This window comes from Xanthomonas translucens pv. undulosa, from assembly GCF_017301775.1.
Taxonomy (GTDB): Bacteria; Pseudomonadota; Gammaproteobacteria; order Xanthomonadales; family Xanthomonadaceae; genus Xanthomonas_A; species Xanthomonas_A translucens.
Genome location: NZ_CP063993.1, coordinates 1385490 through 1409787 on the forward strand (window position 1 = coordinate 1385490; position 24298 = coordinate 1409787).

Genomic DNA, 24298 nt, shown 5'->3' on the forward strand with positions numbered 1-24298 from the left:
CGCTCACGGTTCCAGCGCGCGCAGCAGGCCGCGCGCCTTGGCCCGGGTCTCGTCGAGTTCGCGCTCGGGCTGCGAATCGACCACGATGCCGGCGCCGGTGCGGAAATGCGCGTGCGCGCCGGCCACTTCGGCGGTGCGGATCAGGATGTTCAGGTCCATGTCGCCGTCGCGGTTGAGCCAGCCGAACGCGCCGGTGTAGGCGCCGCGCGGGGTCTGTTCCAGCTCGGCGATGATCTGCATGCAGCGCACCTTGGGACAGCCGGTGATGGTGCCGCCGGGGAAGGTGGCGCGGATCACGTCGCCGGGACTGACCCCGGCGCGCAGCCGCCCGCGCACGTTGCTCACGATGTGGTGCACGTGTGCGTAGCTCTCCACCGTCATCAGCTCGTCGACCTCGACGCTGCCCGGCGCGCAGACCCGGCCCAGGTCGTTGCGCTCCAGGTCGATCAGCATCACGTGTTCGGCGCGTTCCTTGGGGTGACCGACCAGCTCACGGATGCGCGCGGCCTCGTCGTCGCCGCGCGCGCGCGGACGGGTGCCGGCGATCGGCCGGGTCTCGACCACGTCGCCGCGCACCGACACCAGCCGTTCCGGCGAGGAACTGACCACGGCGCGGCCATGGCTGGCGAACAGGCCGGCGAACGGCGCCGGATTGGCGCGGCGCAGCTGCGCGTACAGCGCCGCCGGGTCCAGCGCGGCGGCGAAGCGCGCCGACCAGCGCCGCGACAGGTTGACCTGGAACACGTCACCGGCGCGCAGGTAATCGAGGATGCGGCGTACGCCATCGACGAAGCGCTGCGGCGGGTCTTCGTCGAGCGCCAGCGGCGCGGTCCAGGCCGGCAGCGGCGCGGCGGCGGGCACCGCCTGCAAGTCGGCGAGTGCCGCGTCCAGCAGCGCCGCATGCGCGGTTTCCGCCAGCGCCACGCACTCGCCGCTGGCGTGGTCGCGCAGCAATGCGGCCGGGCAGCGCAACGCCAGCGCTGTCGGCGTCGCCGCCTGCCCCCGCGGCAACTGCAGCACTGGCTCCACCTGCGCCGCCAGCTCGTAATCCAGCAGCAGCGCCCAGCCGCCACGGAACGGCAAGCGCGGTTCGTCGCGTGCGCAGCGTTCGGCCTGCCAGTGCGCGTCCAGCGCGGCCAGGAAATCGCCTTCGACCACCGCGCCGTGCAGATCGCGGGCGACCCCATCACGGTCCAGCCGCAGGCCCTCACCGCTGGCAATCAGCAGCAGGTCCCAGCGACCCTGCGCGGTCCCCGACGCCGCCGATTCCAGCAGCAACGGATAGCGCTGCGGCGCCAGGCGGTGCAGCGCCAGCAGATCGGTATCGGCCGGCAGGGGAACGGTACGCAGCATCGGAAATCCGGCGGAAGGATGGGAGGTGATGCGACGCCGCCATGCGAACGGCGGCGAAACGCCGGAAGCGTCATCCCCGTCGTGCAGGCACCTTTCCCGCATCAGAAAAAAACAAGCCGAGAATCAACGGATCGCAATGCAAACAAGCGGCTAAGCTCTACGAGTCCCGAGTCCCGAGTCCCGACTCAGCCAATCTCAAAGCCGCCTGAACACCAACGTCCCATTGGTCCCGCCGAAGCCAAACCCATTGGACATCGCCACGTCGATCTTCTTCTCGCGCGCCACGTTCGGCACGTAGTCCAGATCGCAGCCTTCGCTGGGTTCTTCCAGGTTGATCGTCGGCGGAATGATGCCGGTGTGCAGCGCCATCACCGAGAAGATCGCTTCGGCGCCGCCAGCCGCGCCGAGCAGATGGCCGGTCATCGACTTGGTCGAGCTGACCATGGTCGTGTAGGCGTGGTCGCCGAGCGCGCGCTTCATCGCCAGGGTTTCGGCCAGGTCGCCCAGCGGCGTGGAGGTGCCGTGCGCGTTGAGGTAATCGATCTGCTTGGGGTTGAGCTTGGCGTCCTTGATCGCGGCCAGCATGCTGCGCGCGGCGCCTTCGCCGTCCTCGCTCGGGGCGGTCATGTGAAACGCGTCGGAACTGGCGCCGAAGCCGACCAGCTCGGCGTAAATGCGCGCGCCACGCGCCTTGGCGTGTTCGTATTCTTCCAGCACCAGCACGCCGGCGCCGTCGCCGAGCACGAAGCCGTCGCGGCCCTTGTCCCACGGCCGCGAGGCGGCAGCAGGATCGTCGTTGCGGGTGGACATGGCCTTCATCGCGCAGAAACCGCCGACCGAGGTCGGCGCGGAACCGCGCTCGGCGCCGCCAGCCAGCATCACGTCGGCATCGCCGTGCTGGATCATGCGCAGCGCGGTGCCGATCGAATGGTTGGAGGTGGCGCAGGCCGACACCGCCGAGAAGGTCGGCCCCTTCAGGCCCTTGATCAGGCTCACCTGCCCCGGCAGCATGTTGATGATGGTGCTGGGAACGTAGAACGGCGAGATCTTGCGCGCGCCGCCCTCGTGGAATTTGATGGTCTGCTCCTCGATGCCGAACAGGCCGCCGATGCCGGAACCGAGGATCGCGCCGATGCGTTCGGCGTTGCTGTCGTCGATCACCAGGCCCGAATCGTCCAGCGCCATGAACGAGGCGCCGACGCCGTAGTGGATGAACGAATCCATCTTCTTGACGTCCTTGGCGGACATGAACTTGGTCGGATCGAAATCCTTGATCTCACCGGCGATCCTGGTGGTGAACTGCGACGCATCGATCTGCGTGGTCGGGCCGATACCGGAACGCCCGTTGACGATTCCATCCCAACTGCTGGCCAGGTCATTGCCCAACGGCGACACCAGGCCCATGCCGGTTATGACGACGCGACGGCTCATTGCGAAATCTCCTCGCCGCAGTACGCGCGGCGTTGACGCTGTAAAAACACAGGGCCGCAAGCGCGGCCCCATGGGATTGTCACGCGGACCGGACCCACGCAGGCGCCGATCGCGATCGAGAACGGAGCATCAGCTCTTGACGTGCGACTTGACGTAGTCGATGGCCTGCTGCACCGAGGTGATCTTCTCGGCTTCTTCGTCCGGAATCTCGCACTCGAACTCTTCTTCCAGCGCCATCACCAGCTCGACGGTGTCCAGCGAGTCGGCACCGAGGTCATCGACGAACGATGCGCTGTTGGTGACTTCTTCTTCCTTGACGCCGAGTTGTTCGACGACGATTTTCTTGACGCGTTCTTCGATGGTGCTCATTGGGATATCGCTCCAGATGGAGTAGTGGTGGTTCGAATACGCCATCGGGCTGCGATGGCCGCGTTGGATAGTGTAGTGGAAACCGCCCGGCGCTTGCATGCCTGCACAAACGCCCATCGATCAGCCACTTAGGCGCCGTCCTTGCGCCGCAGGCTTACGGCATGTACATCCCGCCGTTCACATGCAGGGTCTCTCCGGTGATGTAGCCGGCGCCGGGGCCGACCAGGAACGCCACCGCGTTGGCGATGTCGGCCGGCTGCCCGAGCTGGCCGAGCGCGATCTGCCCCAGCAGCGCGTTGCGCTGCGCCTCGGGCAGCGCCTTGGTCATGTCGGTGTCGATGAAGCCCGGCGCGACCACGTTGACGGTGATCCCGCGCGAGCCGATTTCCTTGGCCATCGACTTGGAGAAGGCGATGATCCCGGCCTTGGCCGCAGCGTAGTTGGCCTGGCCCGGATTGCCGGTCACGCCGACCACCGAGGCGATGTTGACGATGCGGCCCTTGCGCGCCTTCATCATGCCGCGCAGCACCGCCTTGGAGGTGCGGAACACGCTGGTCAGGTTGGTGTCGATGATCGCCTGCCAGTCTTCTTCCTTCATCCGCATCAGCAGGTTGTCGCGGGTGATGCCGGCGTTGTTGACCAGGATCGAGACCGCGCCGAATTCCTTGCCGATCGCCTCGATCAGCGCTTCGACCGCGGCCGGGTCGGTGACGTCCAGCGCGCGGCCGTGACCGCCGTGGACGGCCAGCCGCTCGCCGATCGCCTGCGCGCCGGAGGCGGAGGTGGCGGTGCCGATGACGGTGGCGCCCTGCGCGGCCAGCGTGTCGGCGATGGCCGCGCCGATGCCGCGGCTGGCGCCGGTGACGAGGGCGACGTCGCCCTGCAATGGCTTGCTCATCTGCTGTTCCTTGGGGAAGGACGGCGCGCGAAGCGCCGGGGGGAAAGGAGGTGGCGGCGCGATCAGGCGGCCCAGGCCTCGAGCGCACTGGCGAAGTCGGCCGGGGTCGCGAGCGCGCGCCCGTCCAGCGACTTGTCGATGCGCTTGATCAGCCCGGTCAGCACCTTGCCCGGGCCGCATTCGGCCACGCGGGTGGCGCCGCGCGCGGCCAGCGCCTGCACGCAGCCGGTCCAACGCACCGGCAGGTACAACTGCTCGACCAGCGCCTGGCGGATGGCATCGACGCCGTCGTGCACCTGCGCATCCACGTTCTGCACCACCGGCAGCTGCGGCGCGTGCCAGGCCAGGCCGCGCATCGCCTCGGCCAGGCGGTTGGCCGCCTCGCGCATCAGCGGCGTGTGCGAGGGCACGCTGACCGCCAGCTTCACCGTCTTGCGCACGCCGCGCTCGGCCAGCAGCGCCAGCGCGCGGTCGACCGCCGCCGCGTCGCCGCCGATCACCACCTGGCCGGGCGCGTTGTAGTTGGCCGGGACCACCACCTGGCTGCCGGCGGCCTGCGCGCAGACTTCCTCGACCAGCGCGTCCTCGGCGCCGATCACCGCGGCCATCGCGCCGACGCCGGCCGGGGCCGCGTCCTGCATCAGCTGGCCGCGCAGGCGCACCAGATGGGCGCCGTCGTGCAGCGACAGCGCGCCGGCCGCGACCAGCGCACTGTATTCGCCCAGGCTGTGCCCGGCCAGCAGCGCCGGACGCGCGCCGCCCTGGGCCTGCCACAACCGCCACAGCGCCACGCTCGCCGCCAGCAGCGCCGGCTGGGTGTATTCGGTGCGGTTGAGCATTTCCTCGGGGCCGCCCTGGGTCAGCGCCCACAGATCGACGCCGGCGCCGTCGGAGGCCTCGACAAAGCTGTCGCGCAGCGGCGGGTGCAGTTCGGACAGGTCGGACAGCATGCCCAGCGATTGCGAGCCCTGGCCGGGGAACACGAAGGCAAGTGTGGAATCGGTCACGCGGATGCGCCTGCAAAAATCGAGCGGCGATGATACGGGCGAAACCGGCCGTGCGTCTGTACCCGGGCGTATGTGCGCCGCCGGGCGACCGCGGCCACGGCAAACGCCACACCCGCTGCGGGCCGCCGCCGCAGGCCACGGCAGCGCTGCGCGCACCCGCACGACGACCTGCGGCGCATGCCCTCGCGCAGCTGGATCGCGCACGCCGCAACGCCGCGGCCATGCGCCAGGTCGGCGCCTGCGGGCAGGGGTCGCAACGAGGTTCTGTGATTCGGAGCGGCGCGCGACGCGCCCGCCCCCGCCGCCGGCCATGACGCGCCTGGCGCCATGCCGGGGAATACCCGGACTCAGTAGCGCAGCAGCGCCGAGCCCCAGGTGAAGCCGCCACCGAAGGCTTCCAGCAGCAGCAGCTGGCCGCGCTGCACGCGGCCGGAACGCACCGCTACGTCCAGCGCCATCGGCACCGAGGCGGACGAGGTGTTGCCGTGCATATCCACCGTCACTACCACCTGCTCCATCGACAGCTCCAGGCGCTTGGCGGTGGCTTCGATGATGCGCAGGTTGGCCTGGTGCGGGATCAGCCAGTCCAGGTCGCCCTTGTTCAAGCCATTGGCGTCGAGGGTCTCGTCGACCACCGCGTCCAGCGCCTTGACCGCGTACTTGAACACCTCGCTGCCCTTCATCTGGATGCCGCCGGCAGAGGCATCGCCGGTGCCGTCGCCGAGCCCGGTGGCGATGCCCACCGGATTCCACAGCAATTCCTTCTTGCTGCCGTCGGCATGCAGATGGGTGCTGAGGATGCCGGTGTCGGCATCGGCGCGCAGGACCACCGCACCGGCACCGTCACCGAACAGCACGCAGGTGGTGCGCTCGGTCCAGTCGACGATGCGGCTGAGGGTTTCGGTGCCGATCACCAGCACGGTCCTGGCGTCGCCGCAACGGATGAACTTGTCGGCCACGCTGAGCGCGTAGACGAAGCCCGAGCAGGCGGCGTTGACGTCCAGCGCGGCGCAACCGACTGCCCCCAGCCGCTCCTGGATCAGGCAGGCGGTGGACGGGAAGATCAAATCCGGGGTGGTGGTGCCGACGACGATCATGTCGAGCGCGGCGACTTCGATGCCGGCGGCCTCGATCGCCTTCAATGCGGCTTCGTAGCCGAGGTCGCCGGCGGTCTGGCCCGGTGCGGCGATGTGCCGCTCGCGGATGCCGGTACGGCTGCGGATCCATTCGTCGCTGGTATCGACCATGTGCGACAGATCGTCGTTGGTCAACACTTTTTCAGGCAAATAGCTACCGGTGCCCGCGATCCTGGAATAGATCCGCTTGCTCATGCTGATTCCTGTTGCCTGTTACGCAGGCCGCCCGCGCGGGCGCGGCCTGTGAAGATGGGTGACTCCGTCCGCCGCGGCGCGAGGGACGGGCACAAATCAATCTTCTTCGACCTGCGAGGTCTTGGTGACGATCACCTTCTTGCCGCGGTAGTAGCCGTCGGCGGTGATGTGGTGGCGCAGGTGGATCTCGCCGCTGGTCGGGTCGGTCGACAGCTGCTTGGCGCTGAGGGCGTCGTGCGAACGGCGCTGGCCGCGGCGGGACGGGGTGACACGGGATTTCTGCACAGCCATGGGATTGCTCCAAACTCGGTTCGTTTACATCTGTCGTCATTACGTCGCGCAGGACGCGCGCGTCCGGCAACAACCTTCAAGGCAGCGGGCCGGCGGGCCGACCGCTACTGTTTCTTCAGCGCCGCCAACGCCGCGAACGGGTTGGCCTTGCTCACCTCTTCCTCGGTCGCCGGCCAGTCCTGTTCGACCGCCTCACTTCCGGGCGCCACCGGCACCAGCGGAACCGCCAGCACCAACTCGTCCTCGACCAGATCGGCGGGCCGCAGCTGACCGTCGTCCGGCACCAGCAAGGCCTCGTACTCCGGCGGCAGCGCGGCCTCTTCGGCCTCGCTGCGGATCAGCCCCAGCCGCTGCACGCTCGCCACCGGCAGCAGGAAGCGCTGCAGGCTGCGCTGACAGATCAGCGGCAGCGCGGTTTCGAGCGTCAGTTCGACGTAGGACACTTGCAGTACAGCGTCGCGGCCGAATTCCAGCGTGTAGCGGCATTCGCCTTCGGTATCGGCCAGACTGCCTTGCAGACGGGTCATCGCCGAGAGCGGCAGGCGGTCTTCGAAGACCCTGCGCGCTGCGACCATCCGCCAGGCATCCAACAGTTCGGGCACGTTCGCGGACATAAGCCGCAGAATGTTAAGGACTGCCGTGGGCGCTGTCAAACCGTTCCGTCATCCTGCTTGCCCGGCCGCGCGCAACGCCGCAGACTGCCGGCCCCGGCGCCCGCACCGCCCTGCCCGACCTCGCCGATGCCGCGCCTGATCCTGGCCTCAACCTCCGTCTATCGCCGCGAACTGCTGCAGCGCCTGCGCCTACCCTTCGACAGCGTGCGCCCACAGGTCGAGGAGACGCCGCTGCCGGGCGAAGCGCCGCTGGCGCTGGCCCAGCGCCTGGCGCGGGCCAAGGCCGCGGCGGTGGCCGCTGGCGCCACCGATGCCTGGGTGATCGGCTCGGACCAGGTCGCCGAACTCGACGGCCAGCCGCTGGGCAAGCCGGGCCATGTCGCCGCCGCACACGCGCAACTGGCGGCAATGTCCGGGCGCAGCGTGCGTTTCCATACCGCGGTGTGCCTGCTGCGCGGCGAGCGGGCGCTGCAGCTGTGCGACCTGACCGAAGTGCGCTTGCGCGTGCTGCAGGCCGCGGAGATCGCCCGCTACGTCGCCGCCGAGCAGCCGCTGGATTGCGCCGGCAGCTTCAAGTGCGAAGGCCTGGGCATCAGCCTGTTCAGCGCGATCCATAGCCAGGATCCGACCGCGCTGGTCGGGTTGCCGCTGATCGGCCTGGCCGGGCTGCTGCGCGAAGCCGGCTACGTGCTGCCCTGAACTCGCGCCGCGGTCAGCGCCGGCTCACCCGGCACCACTGGTACGGGAAGCGCGCCTGCCCGACCCAGGATGCGTAGACCGCGCACGTCTCCGGCTGCAAGGCCAGGCCGTAGCCGGCCAGTTGCTGGTCGGCCAAGGCCCGCGCCGCGCGGTCGCCGGCGGTGATGTCGATGGCCCGTTCCGGCAGGATCGTCCACTGGCAGCGGCCATCACGCTCGGTCACTCCCGCGCGCACCGGCCGGTGCGCCAGGCGCCGCATCAGCCGGCAGTCCGGCCCCCGGTCCAGGCCCAGGCGCACGGCCAGGGCATTGAGCCGCTGCAAGCGCGCGACGTTGCGATCCACCGTCGCCGGCAACAGCGCATAGCCCTGGCCGCGTTCGGCCAGCATCGCCCGCACGCGCTCGGCATAGGCCGGCGATTCGGGGAAATTGGACGCCACCGACGCGTACACCGCCTGCGCCGGCAAGAACGGGATGCGCCACGACTGCGGCACGTCGCCGACCAGCAGCACCAGGCTGCGCGCCGGCTGCGGCAATGGCGGCGCCTGCACCCGGAACGCCGCGCGCGCCCAGCGCTCGTGGCCCCAGTCGCCCCAGCCTTGCACGGCAACCAGCGCGCAGGCGATCAGCGTCCAGCGCGCCGCCGGCGCGGCGATGCGCGCCGGCAGCAGCCACCGCAGCCCGACCCACAGCACCAGCGGCGCCAACAGCTCCGGCACCACCAGGTAGCGCTGGATGCTGAAGACCGACTGCCAGGCCAGGTACGCGACCACGAAGAACACCAGCAACGCGCGCCATGCCGGCGCGACCACGTCGCTGGCCGCCGCGGGCCGGGGTGGCCGGCGCAGCGCGACCCGCAGCAGCGCGGCCAGGCCGACCAGGTACAGCAACGGCCAGACGATCTGCCGCAAGGCGACCTCGCTGACCCGGTTCGGCGCGAGCGAGAAGTGCAGCGGCCAGCTCAGCCACTGCAGCCAGCCCTGCGGCAGCCAGCGCGTATCGCTGAGCGCGACTGGCTGCGCCAGCGGCGCCAGGAAATGGCTGTTGAACTGCGGGAACAGCGGGTTGCCGAACGCCTTCCACACGCCCAGCAGCCACGGCCCGGCCAGGACCGCGAAGCCGAGCACGGTGACCACGCTCAGCACCGCGGCGCCGCCGATGCGTTGCCGCGCTCGCCCGCCCGCGGCCAGCGCGGCCACGCCCAGCGCGAGCGCGAACAGCGCATTGGTCAGCTTGCAGGCCAGCGCCAGGCCCAGCAAGGCACCGGCCAGCGCCCACCACGCCACCGCCACGCCCTGCCCGGCCGCCTGTTGCCGGCGCTGCGCGTGCAGCGCGGCCAGCAGCGCGCCGAGCACCGGCAGCGCGCTGCTGTTGTCGGCCATTGTGCCGGCGAATTCGGACAGGAACGCGGCGCTGCACATGCCGGCCAGGGCCAGCCACGGCGCCAGCCGCGCCCGGTCCAGGCGCGGATCCAGCACCTGCCAGGCGATGCCGGCCAGCAGCAGGAACGCCAGCGCGTGCAACGCGCCCAGCGCGAAGCCCGCCAGCGGCGCCGGCAGGCCGCTCATCAGCGCGTAGTGCAGCACGTCCAGCAGCGGATTGAAGTAGCTCTGCAACTGCGCCGGCGCCAGGTCCACGCCGAGGCGGCCGTGCAATGCGGCATAACCGTTGTACAGGTGGTAATTGCGCAGGTCCCAGTTGGCGTCCTGGCCCAGCAGCAACGACAGCAGGCCGCCGAGCAGCGCGACCGCAAGGCCGGCGGCGATCACATTGCCGCGGCGGTGGAAGGCGAAGCGGCGATCCAGCGCGCGCAGCAGCCGCTGGCGGCGCGGCGGACGCGGCGCTGCGGCGCTTGCCGCACTCATGCGTTGTCGTCTTCGGCGCTGGGACCCAGCGGTGGCGAACGCAACGGCAGCGCCGGGATCGCCAGATAGGCCAGGCGCTTGGCCTCGACCCGGCCACGCGTGACCGTATCCAGGATCAGGCCGCAGGCCAGCAACAGGAAGCCGAGCAACACCAGCGCCGAACACAGGATCGCGGTCGGGAAGCGCGGCACCAGGCCGGTATGCACATAGGTGACCACCAGCGGCACCGCCAGCACCAGCGCCAGCAGCACGCAGGCGCCGAAGCCCAGCGAGAAGAACCGCAACGGCCGCTCGGCCTTGAACAGGCGCAGGATGGTCAGCAGGATCCGCATGCCGTCGTGCCAGGTGCGCAGCTTGCTTTGCGAGCCTTGCGGCCGCGCACCGTAGGCCGTGGCCACTTCCGCCACCGGCATGCGCAACTGCAGGGCGTGCACCGCCAGTTCGGTCTCGGTCTCGAAGCCGGCGGCATGCGCGGGAAACGACTTCACGTAGCGCCGCGAGAACACCCGGTAACCGGACAGCATGTCGTCGAAGCTGCGTCCGAACAGGAAGCTCACGCAGCGGGTCAGCAGCACGTTGCCGAGGCGGTGGCCGGCGCGATAGGCGGCGGCCGCGTCGCCGCGCCGCGCGCCGACCACCATGTCCAGCCCGTCGCGCAGCAGGCGCTCGACCAGCGCCGGCGCCATCGCCGCGTCGTAGGTCGCATCGCCATCGACCAGCACGTACACGTCGGCATCGACATCGGCGAACAGGCGCCGCACCACGTTGCCCTTGCCCGGCAATACGACTTCGCGCACCTGCGCGCCGGCGGCGCGTGCGCGCTCGATGGTGGCGTCGCTGGAATTGTTGTCGAACACGTGGATGCTGGCCGTCGGCAGCTGCTCGGCGAACGCGGCGACCACCTGGCCAATCGTGGCCGCTTCGTTGTGGCAGGGCACCAGTACCGCGATCCGCGGCATCGTCGCGGCGTGGGCAGAGGAAAGGCGCGGCATGGGCGGCGGGCGGTCCTGTGCGGCGGGCGTGGAAAGGCGCGCCATGCTAGCGGCGGCGCAGTTCGATCGGCTGTTCCCACCAATCCTCGACGCTGCCGTCGCGGCCATGCAGGCGCAGGCCGAGCCAATGCGTGCCCGGCGCCAAACCGCTGGCATCGAGTTCGGCGCGGAAGCCGACGTTGGGATGGCCCGGATCGGTGGAGATCTTCCAGAACGCGGTGACGTCGTAGGCCTCGCCATAGCGCGCCTGCGCGACGACCTTGCCATCGAGCAACACCTCGACCCGGGCGATACCAACGCCGTCCTTGAACGCCCAACCGGAGACCTCGAAATGGGGCGCTACCTTGCCGCCCACGTCCGGCGTGTTGAACCAGGCCATCGCCGGCGTCGTGCATGGCCCGGGCGGGCGTTGCGCCGGCAGCGCGAACAGCAGGAAGCGCTGGCTACCGTGGTCGCTGGATACCACCTTCGGCGGCGGCAACGGGCCGACCAGCGCGCAGAGCGCGTGGTAGCGCTGCAGCAGCAAGCGGTACTTCATGTCGCTGGGCGACAGCACCAGCAGCCGCGGCCCGTCGCGGCGGCCGTCGCTGAGCAGGCCCCACTGGCGCAGCTGCGCGCTGCGCCCGTGCTTGTCGTTCAACGGATGCGGCAGCACCTGGATGTCGGCATCGCCCAGTTCGAAGCCGAGTTCGGCGCCGACCTTGAAATTGTCCGCCAGCACCTGCGTGCCCGCCGGCATCGCCGCCAGCTCGCCGCGCACCGCGGTGGCCAACGGCTTCCAGCCGGCGAAGTTGCGCGGGTAGTCCTTGTCGCCGGCGGCATGCTCGCGCACCGACGGCACCGACACCGCCAGGTAATAGCCGAACGCGCCGATCAGGCCGATCCCGGTCAGCAGCCAGGTCGCGCGGCGCAGCGGTTTCGGCCAGCCGTGCAGGATCACCGGCGCGGCGATCAGCAAGGCCAGATAACCCGGCAGCGGCCAATGGAAACTGATGCGTTCGGCATCGGTGAAGAAGCCGAGCAGGAAGATGCCCAGCGTGGACACGCCGCCGAGCAGGCCGAAATAGCGCCACTGCACGCGCGCCCCGCCACTGCCGCCGCCGCGCGTGGCCACCAGCGCCACCTTCCACATCGCCACCGCCAGCAGCGGCGTGACGAACAAGCCCTGGATCAGTACGAAGGCGATGCCGCCGGGCTGGAAGCTCCAGGGGTGCCGATCGATCAGCTGGAACTTGACCCCGGCCTCGCCGTTGTCGGCATTCCAGGCCAGCAGCGGCAGCCAGGCGACGATGCCCATCGCCAGCGCCACCCAGACCTGCGGATCGCGCAGCATGCGCCGGCCCTGCGGGATCAGCAGCAGCGCGATCGCGCCGACCCCGATCACCCCGGCGAAGCGGTAATGGCTCAGCGCGCCCAGAGTCAGGCCCAGCGCCAGTTCCACCGCGCTCATCGCATCGATCTGGCGCAGCAGCCGGGCGCTGGCGTCCATGCACAGGATCGTCGCCAGCGCCATCGGCACGTCCGGCAAGGCGAGGATGCCGAGCGTACCCGACAGCGGCATCAGCAAGGTCAGGCTGCCTGCGCGCCAGCCGGCCACCGCGCCGAACCAGCGCGTGCCGATGCGCGCGATCAGCCACGGCATCAGCGCCGACAGCAGCAGGAACGGCGCGCGCAGCGCCAGCAGGTGATCGCCGCCGAGCGCCACGCCCAGCCGCGCCAGCCAGGCGGTCAATCCGGGCAGATCCGAGTAGGCGGCGGCCAGGTGCTGGCCTTCCTGCCAGTAGAACGCTTCGTCCACGAACAACGGCAGACGCGCGGCCACCAGCAGCTTGGCTGCGGTGACCAGCGTCCACAGCACCATGAAGGTGTTGCGTGCACGTTGTTCGCCTTGCATTGCCCTTAGACTCCCCTAAACCCGTTGCGAGAATGCGATGCCTACTCCGCCCCGCTTGCCGGAAATGCTAACCGATACGCTGCGCGAGGCGCTCGTGCAGGCCCAGCAGCAGGTCAATGCGCTGGTCCTGGGCAAGCCGCAACAGGTGCGCATGGCGTTTGTCGCGCTGCTGTCCGGCGGACATCTGCTGATCGAGGATCTGCCCGGACTGGGCAAGACCACGCTGGCGCATGCGCTGGCGGCGAGCCTGGGCCTGAGCTTCCAGCGCGTGCAGTTCACCTCGGATCTGCTGCCGGCCGACGTGCTCGGCGTATCGGTGTACGACGCGCAATCGCGCCAGTTCCAGTTCCATCCCGGCCCGGTGTTCGCCCACGTGCTGCTCGCCGACGAGATCAACCGCGCGCCGCCGCGCACGCAGAGCGCGCTGCTGGAAGCGATGGCCGAACAGCAGGTCACCCTGGACGGCACGACGCATCCGCTGCCGGCACCGTTCTTCGTCATCGCCACGCAGAATCCGGTGGACCTGTCGGGCACCTTCCCGCTGCCCGACTCGCAGCTGGACCGCTTCCTGCTGCGGCTGGCGCTGGGCTATCCCAGCGCCGAATCCGAACGCGCGCTGCTCAGCGGCCGCGACCGCCGCGACCTGATCGCACAGGCGCGGCCGCAACTCAGCGACACCGACATGGCCACGCTGCGGCGCAGCGTGGAGCAGATCCACGCCAGCGACGCGCTGGTCGGCTACGTGCAGGCGCTGCTCGCGCGCAGCCGCCAGCATCCGGGCGTGCGCGTGGGCCTGTCGCCGCGCGCCGGCATCGCGCTGCTGCGCGCGGCCAAGGCGCACGCGCTGCTGCTCGGCCGCGCGCATGCGCTGCCCGAGGACGTGCAGGCGCTGTTCGTGGCGGTAGCCGAGCACCGCCTGGTGGCCGAACAGGAATCGGCCTCCGGGCCAGCGCTGGCCAAGGCGATCCTGCACAGCGTGGCGGTGGACTGAGGCCGATGCGGGCACGGCTGCGCGAGTGGCGGCAGGCGCTGGCACGGCTGGCGCGGCCGCGCGATCCCGAGCCGCTGCCGGTGCGCCTGGACCGGCGCCGGATCTACATCCTGCCCACCCCGTTCGGCGGCTTCCTGGCGCTGCTGCTCGGCGCGATGCTGCTCGGCGCGCTGAACTACAACAACAACCCCGCCCTGCTGCTGGCGCTGCTGCTCGGCACGGCCGCCATCGCCAGCGCGATCGCGGCGCACCTGCAGCTGTCGGGACTGCGCCTGGACGCGCTGTCGGCCGAGCCGGTCGCAGCCGGCACGCCGCTGCGGCTGCGCCTGGCGCTGGCCGCCAACGACACCCGGCAGCGGCGCGGCCTGCGCGTGGCGCATGCCGACCGGCACACCTACATCGACCTGCACGGCGACGGCGGCAACGAAGTCGATCTGGAACTGCCCACCGAACGCCGCGGCTGGCTCGACCTGCAGCGCATCCGCATTTCCACCACCCAGCCGCTGGGCCTGCTGCGCGCCTGGGCCTGGTTCTGGCCGGACGCGCCGCTGTTGGTCTATCCGCAACCCGAACATGACGGGCCGCCGCTGCCGCACGGCGACGGCAGCCCGACCCAGACCCGGCTGCACGCGCTCGGCGAAGAACTGCAGCAGTTGCGCCCGTACCGTGCCGGCGATGCGCCGCGCGCGATCTCCTGGAAGCACTCCGCGCGCCGCGACACCCTGCTGGTGCGCGAATACGAACGCCCGATCGGCGTGGACGTGGTGCTGGACTGGCGCAGCCTGCCGGCGCTGCCCTACGAACGCCGCATCGCGCGGCTGGCGCGCTGGGTCAACGAGGCCGAGCGCGACGGCCGCCGCTACCGCCTGCTGCTGCCGGGACAGCCGCCACTGGGTCCGGGCCGCGGCCCGCAACATCGACATCTGTGCCTGCGCGCGCTGGCGCTGCTGCCGCATGGCTGAGTCGCGCTCGCCCGCACTGCGCGACGCCAGCCGCCACTGGGCGCTCGCGGCCGGCCTGCTGGCGCTGCTGCCGCTGTTGCTGCAGCTGCCCGCCGCGCTGGCGCTGCTGTTCGCGGCCACCGCGCTGCTGATCGGCGCCAGCTCGGCCTGGCGGCCGCTGCCGGCCGCGCTGCGCCTGCTGCTGGTGGCGGCGATGCTGGGAACAATCTATTGGCAGGTCGGCATGCGCTTCGGCCGCGACACCGGCTGCGCCATGCTCGCGGCGATGCTGGCGATCAAGCCGTCGGAACTGAAGACGCTGCGCGACGCGCGCAGCCTGCTCGGCTTCGCCCTGTTCGCGCCGTTCGCCGCGTTCCTGCTCGACCAGGGGCCGATCACGATGCTGCTGGGGCTGGCCGCGGTGATCGCCGCGCTGCTGTGTATGCAGCGCCTGGCCGACCAGGAAGGGCACAGCACCGCGCCGCCGCTACGCGGCCAGCTGCGCGGTGTCGGCCGGCTGCTGGCGCTGGGCCTGCCGCTGGCGCTGGCCGCGTTCTGGCTGTTCCCGCGCCTGGGCTCGCCGCTGTGGGGCGTGCCGGAACGCGCGCTGGCGCGGCCTGGTTTGTCGGACACGATGAGCCCGGGCCAGTGGCTGGACCTGATGGCCGACGACACCCCGGCGCTGCGCGTGCAGTTCTTCGGCCGCGTGCCGGCGCCGGCGCAGCGCTACTGGCGCGGGCCGGTGCTGTGGGATTTCGATGGCAGCACCTGGCGTGCGCAACGCGGCAACGCATACCTGCCGGCGCCGGCGGTGCAGACCGGTGCGGCCGCGTGGGATTACCTGATCGAAGTGGAGCCGACCGACCGCCGCCAGCTGGTCGCGCTGGACCTGCCGCTGCAGGTGCCGGAAAGCACCCGCCTCTCCGCCGATTACGTGCTGCACAGCGAACGCCCGCTCGGCGCGCTGACCCGTTGGCGCCTGCGCTCTGCGCCGCCGCTGCGCTTCGAGACCGAACTGGCGCCGGCGCAACGCCAGCGCGCGCTGGCGCTGCCGCCCGGCTACAACCCGCGCACACTGACGCTGGCCCGGCAATGGCGGCAACAGGCCGGCGCCGACGACGCCGCGATCGTGGCGCGCGCGCTGCAGTGGATCCGCCGCGACTTCGCCTACACCCTGGAGACGCCGCTGCCCGGCCGCAACGGCGTCGACGAATTCCTGTTCCAGCACAAGGCCGGATTCTGCCAGCACTTCAGTTCCGCCTTCGTGGTGCTGATGCGCGGCGCCGGCATCCCCGCGCGCGTGGTCACCGGCTATGCCGGCGGCACCCGCAATCCGTTCGGCGGCTACTGGGTGGTGCGGCGCATGGACGCCCATGCCTGGGCCGAGGTCTGGCTGGCGCAACGCGGCTGGGTGCGCGTGGACCCGACCGCCGCAGTCGCCCCGGAACGCATCTACGACACCCTGGAAGACCGCCTCGGCAACAATGCCGGCGCCCAGGGCGGCGGCGCCGACTGGCAGCTGCGCGACGTCGGCGACTGGCTGCGCCGCGGCTGGAACGACCTGGTGCTGTCGTTCGACGCCAACCGCCAGCAGCGGCTGCTGAGCGAGCTGGGCATCGCCAAGCTGGAGCCGGCGCAGCTGGTCGCCTTGTTCGCCGGCTTCGCCACGCTGCTGCTGGGCTGGATGACCTGGCTGCTGGCCCGCGGCGAACGCGAGCGCGACCCGCTGCTGCGCGCCTGGCGCCGGCTGGGCCGGCGCTACGCCCGGCTCGGCCTGGGCCGCGCGGCGCACGAACCGGCGCTGGCGTGGGCGCAGCGTGTCCACCAGGCGATGGAGGCAAACGCGTTGCTTTCGCTCAGCCAACGTTTCGCCGATTCGCGCTACGCTGGCGCGGATTCGGACAGCGCTTCATTGTTGCGCGACCTGCGCAGGCACCGTCCGCATACCGGAGCATCTCGATGAAGATCCGATTGCTGTTCCCCGTCATGGCGGTGCTTGCCCTGGGCGCCTGCGCGACCGCGCCCAAGCCGCTGCAAGGCCAATTCGCCACCGTCACCCCGCGCGACTCGGTTGCCGGCCAGCAGGTCGGCGCCTCGGTGCGCTGGGGCGGCAAGATCATCCAGACCAAGCCCAGCCAGGGCGAAACCTGCTTCCAGATCCTGTCGCGGCCGTTGAGCGCCAGTGGCCGTCCGGACAGCGACGCGGCAGACGCCAGCGACGGCCGCTTCGTCGCCTGCCGCGCCGGCTTCTACGATCCGGCGGTCTTCGAACCGGGCCGCGAGGTGACCTTTATCGGCCACGTGTCCGGCTACGAAAACACCCGCATCGGCGAGTACGACTACCGCCTGCCGAAGATCGACGCCGACGTGGTCTACCTGTGGCCGGTAGTGCGCCAGGTCGACGTGGTCCCCGCCTACCCCTACGGTCCGTATGGCCCGTGGGATCCGTGGGGTCCGCGCTGGGGCTGGGGCAGCGGCTGGTGGTAAGCCGGCTGGCACGCGCTGTGTCATGATGGAGAAGAAAACGCCGCTGAAAAGCGGCGTTTTCCGTTTGCCCGGCAGCGCAGCGGCACCTCGCGCCGCTGCGGCCGCTCAGGGCGTGCCGAAACGGCCCAGCGGCGCCCCGGCCAGCAGGTGCAGGTGCAGATGGAACACGGTCTGCCCAGCATGTTCGCGGCAATTCATCACCACCCGGTAGCCGTCCTCGGCCAGGCCCTGCTCGCGCGCATAGGCGGCCGCGGCCAGCACCAGCTTGCCGACCAGGGGAGCCTGTTCCGGCGCCAGGTCGTCGAGCGTGTGGATCTCCACCTGCTTGGGAATGAACAGCACGTGCACCGGCGCCTGCGGCGCGATGTCCTTGAAGCCGAGCACGTCGTCGTTCTCGTACACGATGCTCGCGGGAATTTCGCGGCGGATGATCTTGCCGAAGATGGTTTCCATGGGCCGGCTCGCACAGCGGAAAAGGGGCAGTCGTTATAGCCCAATTCGGCGGCGCGCAGCCATTGCCAGGTGTGCCGCTACTCGCCTGCGCCGCCGCGCGGGACCTCGTTGCGGCTGCCGAAGGCGTGCGACAGCGTGCCGCGGTCCACGTACTCCAGCTCCCCGCCCAGCGGCAGGCCCTGCGCCAAGCGGCTCGGGCGCACCCCGTGCCGGCGCGCCAGCTGCGCCAGGTAATGCGCGGTGGCCTCGCCCTCGACGGTGGAATTGGTGGCGATGATCAACTCGGCGATCTCGCCCTGCGCCAGCCGCGCAGCGAGTCCATCCAGACCCAGCTCGCGCGGGCCGACCCCGTCCAGCGGCGACAGCCGGCCCTGCAGGATGAAGTACAGCCCGCGGTAGCCGGTGGCGTGTTCGATCGCCAGGCGGTCGGCCGGCGACTCCACCGCGCACAACTGCTGGCGGTCGCGACTGGCGCTGGCGCAGATCGCGCACAGCTCGGTCTCGCTGAAATCGCGGCACTGCGTGCAGTGGCCGACCTTCTCCACCGCCTCGGCAAGCACGTTCGCCAAGCGCAGCCCCCCTTCGCGCTCGCGCTCGAGCACGTGATAGGCCATGCGTTGCGCCGACTTCTGGCCGACGCCGGGCAGCACGCGGAATGCGTCGATGAGTTGTTCTAGCAGGGAGGAGCTCATTGTTGGTCGGGACTCGGGACTCGGGACTCGAAAAAGCGACGCGGGGTTAGGACCTGATCGCAGTGCCATGTCCTGAAAGGCGACGCGTGCAACGACCCGCTTCTACGAGTCCCCAGTCCCGAGTCCCGAGTCCCGGCTTCATAGTCCCGAGTCCCGGCTTCAGAACGGCAGCTTCATGCCCGGCGGGATCGGCATGCCGGCAGTGGCAGCGCCCATTCGCGACTTGGACTCGGCGTCGATCTTGTTGGACGCATCGTTGAAGGCGGCGGCGATCAGATCCTCGGCCATCTCCTGGTCGGAGAGGATGCTCGGATCGATGCGTACCTTGCGGCATTCCTTGGCGCCGGTCAGGGTCACGCTGACCATGCCGCCGCCGGCGCTGCCGGTGACTTCCAGCTGGGCCAGTTCTTCCTGCGCGCGCTGCAGGTTTTCCTGCATCTTCTGCGCTTGCTGCATCAATTGGGCGATGTTTCCACGCATGCTTGATTACTCTTGGTAAGGGCGGATGGAATCGGGCACGACCCGCGCGCCTTGCTGCTGGATCAGCGCTTGCACCGCCGGGTCTTGCAGGAACGCGGTTTCGGCCGCGCTCTGGCGCTCGCCGCGTTGCCGGTGCGAGCGCTCGTGCAGGGTCTCGGCATCGACCGCGATGCCGCTTTCGATCACGATCTTCGGCCGGCTGCCCAGCGCGTCGGCCAGCGCCGCGGCCAGTTCGCCGAGCGAGCGCTCGGATTGCAGATATTCGAAGCCCGGCGACAACGACAGCCGCAGCACGCCGTCGGCATGGCTGACGAAGGCCGCGTTGGCGGCGAGCTGCCGCGACGGCCCGGTCAGGCCGCAATCGGCGACCAGTTCCAGCCAGTCCTCGGCTGCGTGCAGCACGCGCGGTGCGGCGTAGTCGGACGGCGTGCGCTCAGCGACGGCCAGCGGCGGCACCATCGCCATTTCCGGCTCGGGCGAAGACGCAGGTGCTGGCGTGGCCCGCGCCGTGTTCACGACCGGCGGCGGTGGCTGCGCAGGTGCCGATGCCTCGGTTTCCCACGGCGGGTCGAGCACGGCGGGCGCCGCGACCGGTTCAGGTGCGGGTGTCGGCTTGGCAGCGGTCGCAGGCGGTGTCGGTGTCGGTGTCGGCGCCATCATCGGTGCGGCGGGCGCGGGCGCCGCGGCAGCGCTTGCCGAAGCGGCAGCAGGGGCCGCGGCTACCGGTGCCGCAGGCGCGCGACCTTCCGTCGTCGTGCCCGACCCGGACGCGGCCGGCAACGGCGCGGCGCCCGCCGGGCGGAACGCCAGCATGCGCAGCACCGCCATCTCGAACCCGGCGCGCGGACTCGGCGCCAGGTACAGATCGCGACGACCGTTCAAGGCCATCTGGTACCACAGCTGCACGATTTCCGGACGCAGGCGCTCGGCGAACGGCGCCGGGTCCAGCCCGTCCAGGCCGGCCACCGCCGCGCCCGGCACCAGTTGCCGCACCTGGATCCGGTGCAAGGCCTCGGCCAGCGCTTCCAGCACCCCGCCCCAGTCCGGCGAGAACTCGGCCAGCCCGGCGACCACCTGTAGCAGGCGCTGCCCGTCGCCATCGGCCAGCGCCTCGAGCATCGCCCCGACCTGGGTGCGATCGACCGTGCCCAGCATCGCCCGCACCACGTCCTCGCGCAGCGCGCCGCCGGCGTAGGCGATGGCCTGGTCGAGCAGCGACAGGCCATCGCGCAGGCTGCCGTCGGCGGCCTTGGCCAGCTGCACGATCGCCGAGGCATCGACCTCGATCTGCTCGGCGGCCAGGATTCTGGTCATCTGCCCCTGGATCTGCTCCTCGTCCAGACGCTTGAGGTTGAACTGCAGGCAGCGCGACAGCACCGTCACCGGCAGCTTCTGCGGGTCGGTGGTGGCCAGCAAGAACTTGACGTGCTCCGGCGGCTCTTCCAGCGTCTTCAGCAGCGCGTTGAACGCTGCCTTGGACAGCATGTGCACCTCGTCGATCAGGTACACCTTGTACTTGCCGCGGGAGGGCATGTACTGCGCATTCTCGATCACCTCGCGCACATCGTCCACGCCGGTATTGGACGCGGCGTCGATCTCCAGCAGGTCGATGTAGCGGCCGGCGTCGATGTCCAGGCACGCCGGGCACTGCCCGCACGGGTCGGCACTGGTGCCCTGCTCGCAGTTCAGCGACTTGGCGAAGATCCGCGCGATAGTGGTCTTGCCGACGCCGCGGGTACCGGTGAACAGGAACGCGTGGTGCACGCGCCCGCTGTCCAGCGCATTGGTGAGCGCGCGGACCACGTGCTCCTGCCCCACCAGCTCGGCAAAACGCTTGGGGCGCCACTTGCGGGCGAGAACGAGATAGGACATCAGGCAACCGTCTTCATCTGAACCACCATTGTGCCATGCCACGCCGCGTCGATCGTTCAGTGGGAGCGGCAGCCGGACGGGCGCCAGGAGCCCGGGCGCCGATCGGCATTCTTCCGCAAGCGGGAACAGACGCTGGCAGCAGGTCCGGCCTCCGCAGGCCGATCTCCTTGTTAACCGCGCCCGCGACGGCTAGAATCCCGCCCCTGCCGTCGGCTACCTCGCGCCGGCAGACCCGGAGAGGTGTCCGAGTGGTTGAAGGAGCACGCCTGGAAAGTGTGTAAGCGTCTAAACCGCGCTTCGGGGGTTCGAATCCCCCTCTCTCCGCCAGATTACGCAATCCCCTGTTTTTACAGGGGTCTTTGCAATCTGACAAGATCTTAAACGGGGCACAAATCGGGACACATCCCGATGAGAATTCCCCATCATTTGATTCGCTCCGCCTCTGGCCGATGGTCTTTCCGACAAAGAGTGCCCCTTGACCTCCAAGCCAGGCTTGGGAGATGGGTCATCAAGCGGACGCTTCGAACCACCGAACTGCGACAAGCGCAGATCCAAGCAATCAGGCTTGCGTCGAGCTATGCTCAGGTCTTCAACGCAGTTCGGGGACTGTCGATGGACCGGATGAGCACCAAGGATGTGGATGCGCTCGTTGAGCGCTGGACCCGTACCGAGAGTCAGAAAGATCTAACCCCTCATCGTCGCCCAAGCACCAGACGGCACCGTCAGTGAGCGCTGGCAGATCGACAACGAAAAAGATGTGCGGCTCTATCGCAAGACTCAGAGTTGGGCTGCTTGATCGCTTCGATCTTGTACTCATCCGTATATCGCTTGCCGCTCATGCAGGACCTCCTCGATTGCCTGAATTATGTTATGGCTCTTAGGTGTTTACGAAAGGCTGGCCGGTCCAGCCGGTTGGTCGAGCCAGTTACCTCTGTCCACCAGAGCCAGCCGCCCAAAGCTGGCCGAGCAGCTTGACGCCAATCGTTGCCCGGTGCACCTTGGCATCGGTGTTCCCGAGTGCGCGCATCACTTCTTCCCAACGTGAGCCCAAGTTCACCTCCCTCGCCGTCTTGAGGTGGACAGCGGTAAAGTCCTTATAGGGAAGCGAGCGCAGCGCAGCGGGGGTTACCAGGTTTTCGGTATGCAGGTGTACGAACCAGGGCGCAGGGAGGTTGCCATTCGACTGCGGCGTGTGGTCGATACGCACTTCGAACAGCCTGCCACGGTTGCCGCGGTCGCCCTCCGAGGGAAGGCGGTTCGGAGTCGCGACGCGTGCCAGTCCCTTCAGTGCCAACAAGCGCTGCAAATGCGGCGCGCGCGGCTGCGGATCGGTCTTGAGCGCATCGGCTTCGCGCTGATCGAAATCGTGCTCGATCGTCTGCAGAAGACGCAACCGCGTGTCGAGTTGCGCGATGCGTTGGTCTCGCCTGGGGAGCTTGCTTCTGAGTTGCAGCAGACGCTCTTTCGATCCGAACCAGCTCTGCATGGAGGTCCTGGCAAAATCGAAGGCCGTCGCAGCGTCATGCCTGGCATCGCCGATCAGTCGCTCTACGTTTGTGGTGTCCTTGCCAAGGTGTTTGGCGATCTTGATGAAATCCCCCCCGAGCTCCGCCACAAGTGACGGCTCCAAGGGGGTACCTCTCAGCACCTCGTCGCTCTGTTTCTGCGCTGCGCTGCGATCATCGTTTGCCAGCCGTGCGGGCACTGCCGTCGAGCTGGAGGCACCGGGCGTCTCATTGCGAACCTTGCGTGACTTGGACGATTCGCCTGGTGTCGTTATCGATAATCGTGGCGTCACTGATGCGGATGCTTGTTCGGTCGGGGCCTTCGCTGCGCCAATCAGCTGCCTGTCATGGACAGCGAACTGACACAGATCAAGCAACGCCTGGCGTTGATCGGAGAGCGCCGTTGCGAGTTCAAGCATGGTCGGCCATAGATGATCTCTGGAATGATTCCCTTCCTCGATGAGCGCGGCAGCATCGACACACAGCTGCATCCCCACTCGGTCACGAATCTCGGCGTATTCGGCAATGAGGCTTTTGTGCATGGCCAGCCTCTCCGGTGTAAGCGAGTGCTCGGTTGAGGACAGGCGTTCGAGATGGACATTCATCAGTTCTTCGAGCGCTTCGCCCAACTCGGCGTCCATATAGCTGCCGACTTTTGCAATCTCCCTCAGTCGGTCTAGCACCTGTGGTAGGCCGCAATCGCTGGCCTGAACGCAGAGTTTCTTTGAATGTATTTCGAAGATCACTCCGCGGACGGTCTGCATCACAGCGTGGCAACTTCCTATCGTCGCCATGATGAGCTGCAACTGGCCCTTGAGCCAGTCGGGCGGCGCTTGATCCGTCATCGGCGACTTGATGCGTCGGCAAACTTCCTCCAATGCTGCAATGGCATCAAGAAGATGAGCGCGTAACGCAAGCCATGATTCCGGCTGTTGCAGAAGGATGGCTTCGCGAGGCAACGCCACCATAGCGACCCCTTCCGTTTGCACATAGCCCAATTCCTTGGCCATCTTCTCCTTGATTATCTTTCGGCACAAATCATAGTTCAGCGCTGCAGCTCGTGCGAGATGCGAAACCAACTTACTCTCGTGATATTCGACTTGGTCGAGCGGCAACCGTTGTCGCATCTTCAGCTCGGCCAGCGCCTGCAACCCTTGTCGAGCGGATTTGATGGCGGATGCGCCGGGCCTGAGTCTTGCTTCCAGGACCTTTGTGTCCGCCGGATCGGTCGGCGCTACGTTTGTTGCCAAGTGGTTGAACAGTTCCAGCCTCGACAAGGCATTGGTCAATACTTCGAAAGGATCTGGTCCTTGCGAGGCAGGCGTCGGGGCAAAGAGCGCCGCACTGACATCCCTGGCGTTGGCGGACGATGCCGCTGGGGCATTGGTTCTGGACGCTCTGACCGGCCTCGGCGGCCTGATGGCAAGCCCACTGAGTTGCGCGGAGGTCGCCACAACGTCGGTAGACGCACTTGCCGTTGCCCCCGGGTCCGGGTGGATCGGTGCAGATTGCGTGGATTGCGAAGGATCCAGTGGGGTCTGCTTGGTCGTTCTGACTTTAGGCACGGCGCATCCTCTGATATTGCCATTCAATTGCTACGCGCATGACGTACAGATGCGCCCGTTCTCGGGATGTGCTTTGATCTTGGTGGTGTTGCACGGAAAGGCCTGGCAAGTCAGCGAAGACGCGCGGTGCCGCGGCGTGGTGCAATACGCGTTTTATGTGCGTCATAGCGCTCAGTCCGCTTGCCGGATCACGCTGCATGTCGCAGCACCTGCATCGCGCGATGTTGGATCAGCCCTGCCCTTCTTCAACATGCGATCGTGGCTGACGCATCCGCAGCGATACCTCTGTGGTGCCTGTGATCGCCGTTTCAACGCAAGCAGTTCGCTACTCACTCACTGGTCGATGGGCGCCAAGCCGATGCCTAAGTAAACCACCGAATGCTGCGCCGTTCGCATGCTAGGCGAATGGCTGGTGCCTGATACGAAGCCACCTGAAACAGGGTCGAGCTGAAGTTGATGGGGCAGCGAGACCAGGTTCATGATCCGTTTCATTTCATTTCCGAACTTGAGTGCTATCTGCGTCCTATCTCTGCGACGCCTGAGCGCAGCGCTACAGACAAATCATGGAC

General features: G+C 68.8%; 23 protein-coding genes and 1 tRNA gene. 7 read left to right on the plus strand and 17 right to left on the minus strand.

Annotation, left to right across the window (positions count from 1 at the left end; genetic code table 11):
* Nucleotides 1-3 precede the first annotated feature (3 nt).
* From ISN38_RS05685 to ISN38_RS05720, 8 genes are all read right to left on the minus strand, one after another.
* Nucleotides 4-1353 (minus strand): aminodeoxychorismate synthase component I, encoded by a 1350-nt coding sequence (locus ISN38_RS05685; RefSeq protein ID WP_206712101.1) that lies wholly within the window; start codon nt 1351-1353, stop codon nt 4-6.
* Nucleotides 1354-1548: 195 nt separating this feature from the next.
* Nucleotides 1549-2784 carry a beta-ketoacyl-ACP synthase II gene (gene fabF, locus ISN38_RS05690; RefSeq protein ID WP_047324599.1) on the minus strand — a complete coding sequence of 412 codons (1236 nt, stop codon included), beginning with the start codon at nt 2782-2784 and terminating at the stop codon, nt 1549-1551.
* Between the two features lie 129 nt (nt 2785-2913).
* On the minus strand, nt 2914-3153 hold the full coding sequence (acpP, locus tag ISN38_RS05695) for an acyl carrier protein (protein ID WP_003468806.1): 240 nt from the start codon (nt 3151-3153) through the stop codon (nt 2914-2916).
* Nucleotides 3154-3307: 154 nt separating this feature from the next.
* Nucleotides 3308-4051 carry a 3-oxoacyl-ACP reductase FabG gene (gene fabG, locus ISN38_RS05700; protein WP_003468804.1) on the minus strand — a complete coding sequence of 248 codons (744 nt, stop codon included), beginning with the start codon at nt 4049-4051 and terminating at the stop codon, nt 3308-3310.
* Between the two features lie 62 nt (nt 4052-4113).
* Complete coding sequence (gene fabD / locus ISN38_RS05705) at nt 4114-5058, minus strand: ACP S-malonyltransferase (protein ID WP_003468801.1); 945 nt, start codon at nt 5056-5058, stop codon at nt 4114-4116.
* A 347-nt stretch (nt 5059-5405) separates the two neighbouring features.
* Nucleotides 5406-6389: a beta-ketoacyl-ACP synthase III gene (locus ISN38_RS05710; RefSeq protein ID WP_206712102.1), complete on the minus strand. Its 984-nt coding sequence runs from the start codon at nt 6387-6389 to the stop codon at nt 5406-5408.
* A gap of 96 nt (nt 6390-6485) precedes the next feature.
* The gene (gene rpmF / locus ISN38_RS05715) at nt 6486-6680 is read right to left on the minus strand and encodes a 50S ribosomal protein L32 (RefSeq protein WP_003468798.1); all 195 of its coding nucleotides are present in this window, start codon (nt 6678-6680) and stop codon (nt 6486-6488) included.
* A 104-nt stretch (nt 6681-6784) separates the two neighbouring features.
* Complete coding sequence (locus tag ISN38_RS05720) at nt 6785-7294, minus strand: YceD family protein (protein ID WP_003468797.1); 510 nt, start codon at nt 7292-7294, stop codon at nt 6785-6787.
* A gap of 126 nt (nt 7295-7420) precedes the next feature.
* On the opposite strand from ISN38_RS05720, the gene ISN38_RS05725 reads away from it, so the two are divergent.
* Nucleotides 7421-7993 carry a Maf family nucleotide pyrophosphatase gene (locus ISN38_RS05725; protein WP_003468795.1) on the plus strand — a complete coding sequence of 191 codons (573 nt, stop codon included), beginning with the start codon at nt 7421-7423 and terminating at the stop codon, nt 7991-7993.
* 13 nt (nt 7994-8006) lie between these two features.
* On the opposite strand, the gene ISN38_RS05730 is transcribed toward ISN38_RS05725, so the two are convergent.
* From ISN38_RS05730 to ISN38_RS05740, 3 genes are read right to left on the minus strand one after another with little or no spacing between them, the layout of a single operon-like run.
* Nucleotides 8007-9857 (minus strand): glycosyltransferase 87 family protein, encoded by a 1851-nt coding sequence (locus ISN38_RS05730; protein WP_053008577.1) that lies wholly within the window; start codon nt 9855-9857, stop codon nt 8007-8009.
* Nucleotides 9854-10849 (minus strand): glycosyltransferase family 2 protein, encoded by a 996-nt coding sequence (locus ISN38_RS05735; RefSeq protein ID WP_206712103.1) that lies wholly within the window; start codon nt 10847-10849, stop codon nt 9854-9856. The genes ISN38_RS05730 and ISN38_RS05735 overlap by 4 nt, the downstream gene beginning before the upstream one ends.
* Nucleotides 10850-10895: 46 nt before the next feature.
* The gene (locus ISN38_RS05740; RefSeq protein WP_058361544.1) at nt 10896-12743 is read right to left on the minus strand and encodes an ArnT family glycosyltransferase; all 1848 of its coding nucleotides are present in this window, start codon (nt 12741-12743) and stop codon (nt 10896-10898) included.
* Between the two features lie 37 nt (nt 12744-12780).
* Here ISN38_RS05740 and ISN38_RS05745 point away from each other — a divergent pair, with 37 nt between their 5' ends.
* From ISN38_RS05745 to ISN38_RS05760, 4 genes are read left to right on the plus strand one after another with little or no spacing between them, the layout of a single operon-like run.
* Nucleotides 12781-13734 (plus strand): AAA family ATPase, encoded by a 954-nt coding sequence (locus ISN38_RS05745; RefSeq protein ID WP_003468773.1) that lies wholly within the window; start codon nt 12781-12783, stop codon nt 13732-13734.
* Between the two features lie 5 nt (nt 13735-13739).
* Entirely contained in the window at nt 13740-14696 is a 957-nt protein-coding gene (locus ISN38_RS05750) for a DUF58 domain-containing protein (RefSeq protein WP_047324597.1), read from the plus strand.
* Nucleotides 14689-16638 (plus strand): transglutaminase TgpA family protein, encoded by a 1950-nt coding sequence (locus ISN38_RS05755; RefSeq protein WP_047324596.1) that lies wholly within the window; start codon nt 14689-14691, stop codon nt 16636-16638. The genes ISN38_RS05750 and ISN38_RS05755 overlap by 8 nt, the downstream gene beginning before the upstream one ends.
* Entirely contained in the window at nt 16635-17162 is a 528-nt protein-coding gene (locus ISN38_RS05760; protein WP_003468610.1) for a Slp family lipoprotein, read from the plus strand. The genes ISN38_RS05755 and ISN38_RS05760 overlap by 4 nt, the downstream gene beginning before the upstream one ends.
* Nucleotides 17163-17267: 105 nt before the next feature.
* On the opposite strand, the gene ISN38_RS05765 is transcribed toward ISN38_RS05760, so the two are convergent.
* From ISN38_RS05765 to dnaX, 4 genes are all read right to left on the minus strand, one after another.
* A complete protein-coding gene (locus ISN38_RS05765) occupies nt 17268-17615 on the minus strand; it encodes a histidine triad nucleotide-binding protein (RefSeq protein WP_003468608.1) in 348 nt (115 codons plus the stop codon).
* Nucleotides 17616-17692: 77 nt separating this feature from the next.
* Complete coding sequence (recR, locus tag ISN38_RS05770; protein WP_003479776.1) at nt 17693-18307, minus strand: recombination mediator RecR; 615 nt, start codon at nt 18305-18307, stop codon at nt 17693-17695.
* A gap of 159 nt (nt 18308-18466) precedes the next feature.
* Complete coding sequence (locus ISN38_RS05775) at nt 18467-18787, minus strand: YbaB/EbfC family nucleoid-associated protein (RefSeq protein WP_003479775.1); 321 nt, start codon at nt 18785-18787, stop codon at nt 18467-18469.
* A 6-nt stretch (nt 18788-18793) separates the two neighbouring features.
* Nucleotides 18794-20659: a DNA polymerase III subunit gamma/tau gene (gene dnaX / locus ISN38_RS05780; protein WP_058358977.1), complete on the minus strand. Its 1866-nt coding sequence runs from the start codon at nt 20657-20659 to the stop codon at nt 18794-18796.
* Nucleotides 20660-20893: 234 nt separating this feature from the next.
* On the opposite strand from dnaX, the gene ISN38_RS05785 reads away from it, so the two are divergent.
* Together ISN38_RS05785 and ISN38_RS20795 are read left to right on the plus strand one after the other, a co-directional pair.
* A tRNA-Ser gene (locus ISN38_RS05785) sits at nt 20894-20986 on the plus strand.
* An 81-nt stretch (nt 20987-21067) separates the two neighbouring features.
* A complete protein-coding gene (locus ISN38_RS20795; RefSeq protein WP_425509977.1) occupies nt 21068-21388 on the plus strand; it encodes a DUF6538 domain-containing protein in 321 nt (106 codons plus the stop codon).
* A 196-nt stretch (nt 21389-21584) separates the two neighbouring features.
* On the opposite strand, the gene xopP is transcribed toward ISN38_RS20795, so the two are convergent.
* Both xopP and ISN38_RS05795 read right to left on the minus strand, forming a co-directional pair.
* Nucleotides 21585-23729, minus strand: a complete 2145-nt coding sequence (gene xopP, locus ISN38_RS05790) for a type III secretion system effector XopP (RefSeq protein ID WP_058358976.1) — start codon at nt 23727-23729, stop codon at nt 21585-21587.
* 333 nt (nt 23730-24062) lie between these two features.
* Nucleotides 24063-24209 carry a hypothetical protein gene (locus ISN38_RS05795; protein WP_155522248.1) on the minus strand — a complete coding sequence of 49 codons (147 nt, stop codon included), beginning with the start codon at nt 24207-24209 and terminating at the stop codon, nt 24063-24065.
* Nucleotides 24210-24298: the final 89 nt, after the last annotated feature.

What these genes read in the sequence shown, in the direction of transcription:
- ISN38_RS05745 (WP_003468773.1), top strand. Translation starts at nt 12,781, where the DNA reads ATGCCTACTCCGCCCCGCTTGCCGGAAATGCTAACCGATACGCTGCGC.
- ISN38_RS05735 (WP_206712103.1), bottom strand. Translation starts at nt 10,849, where the DNA reads ATGCCGCGCCTTTCCTCTGCCCACGCCGCGACGATGCCGCGGATCGCG.
- ISN38_RS05755 (WP_047324596.1), top strand. Translation starts at nt 14,689, where the DNA reads ATGGCTGAGTCGCGCTCGCCCGCACTGCGCGACGCCAGCCGCCACTGG.
- ISN38_RS05725 (WP_003468795.1), top strand. Translation starts at nt 7,421, where the DNA reads ATGCCGCGCCTGATCCTGGCCTCAACCTCCGTCTATCGCCGCGAACTG.
- ISN38_RS05740 (WP_058361544.1), bottom strand. Translation starts at nt 12,743, where the DNA reads ATGCAAGGCGAACAACGTGCACGCAACACCTTCATGGTGCTGTGGACG.
- ISN38_RS05750 (WP_047324597.1), top strand. Translation starts at nt 13,740, where the DNA reads ATGCGGGCACGGCTGCGCGAGTGGCGGCAGGCGCTGGCACGGCTGGCG.
- ISN38_RS05710 (WP_206712102.1), bottom strand. Translation starts at nt 6,389, where the DNA reads ATGAGCAAGCGGATCTATTCCAGGATCGCGGGCACCGGTAGCTATTTG.
- ISN38_RS05760 (WP_003468610.1), top strand. Translation starts at nt 16,635, where the DNA reads ATGAAGATCCGATTGCTGTTCCCCGTCATGGCGGTGCTTGCCCTGGGC.
- ISN38_RS05775 (WP_003479775.1), bottom strand. Translation starts at nt 18,787, where the DNA reads ATGCGTGGAAACATCGCCCAATTGATGCAGCAAGCGCAGAAGATGCAG.
- fabG (WP_003468804.1), bottom strand. Translation starts at nt 4,051, where the DNA reads ATGAGCAAGCCATTGCAGGGCGACGTCGCCCTCGTCACCGGCGCCAGC.
- ISN38_RS05685 (WP_206712101.1), bottom strand. Translation starts at nt 1,353, where the DNA reads ATGCTGCGTACCGTTCCCCTGCCGGCCGATACCGATCTGCTGGCGCTG.
- dnaX (WP_058358977.1), bottom strand. Translation starts at nt 20,659, where the DNA reads ATGTCCTATCTCGTTCTCGCCCGCAAGTGGCGCCCCAAGCGTTTTGCC.
- ISN38_RS05795 (WP_155522248.1), bottom strand. Translation starts at nt 24,209, where the DNA reads ATGAACCTGGTCTCGCTGCCCCATCAACTTCAGCTCGACCCTGTTTCA.
- ISN38_RS05730 (WP_053008577.1), bottom strand. Translation starts at nt 9,857, where the DNA reads ATGAGTGCGGCAAGCGCCGCAGCGCCGCGTCCGCCGCGCCGCCAGCGG.
- rpmF (WP_003468798.1), bottom strand. Translation starts at nt 6,680, where the DNA reads ATGGCTGTGCAGAAATCCCGTGTCACCCCGTCCCGCCGCGGCCAGCGC.
- ISN38_RS05765 (WP_003468608.1), bottom strand. Translation starts at nt 17,615, where the DNA reads ATGGAAACCATCTTCGGCAAGATCATCCGCCGCGAAATTCCCGCGAGC.
- acpP (WP_003468806.1), bottom strand. Translation starts at nt 3,153, where the DNA reads ATGAGCACCATCGAAGAACGCGTCAAGAAAATCGTCGTCGAACAACTC.
- ISN38_RS05720 (WP_003468797.1), bottom strand. Translation starts at nt 7,294, where the DNA reads ATGTCCGCGAACGTGCCCGAACTGTTGGATGCCTGGCGGATGGTCGCA.
- fabF (WP_047324599.1), bottom strand. Translation starts at nt 2,784, where the DNA reads ATGAGCCGTCGCGTCGTCATAACCGGCATGGGCCTGGTGTCGCCGTTG.
- ISN38_RS20795 (WP_425509977.1), top strand. Translation starts at nt 21,068, where the DNA reads ATGAGAATTCCCCATCATTTGATTCGCTCCGCCTCTGGCCGATGGTCT.
- recR (WP_003479776.1), bottom strand. Translation starts at nt 18,307, where the DNA reads ATGAGCTCCTCCCTGCTAGAACAACTCATCGACGCATTCCGCGTGCTG.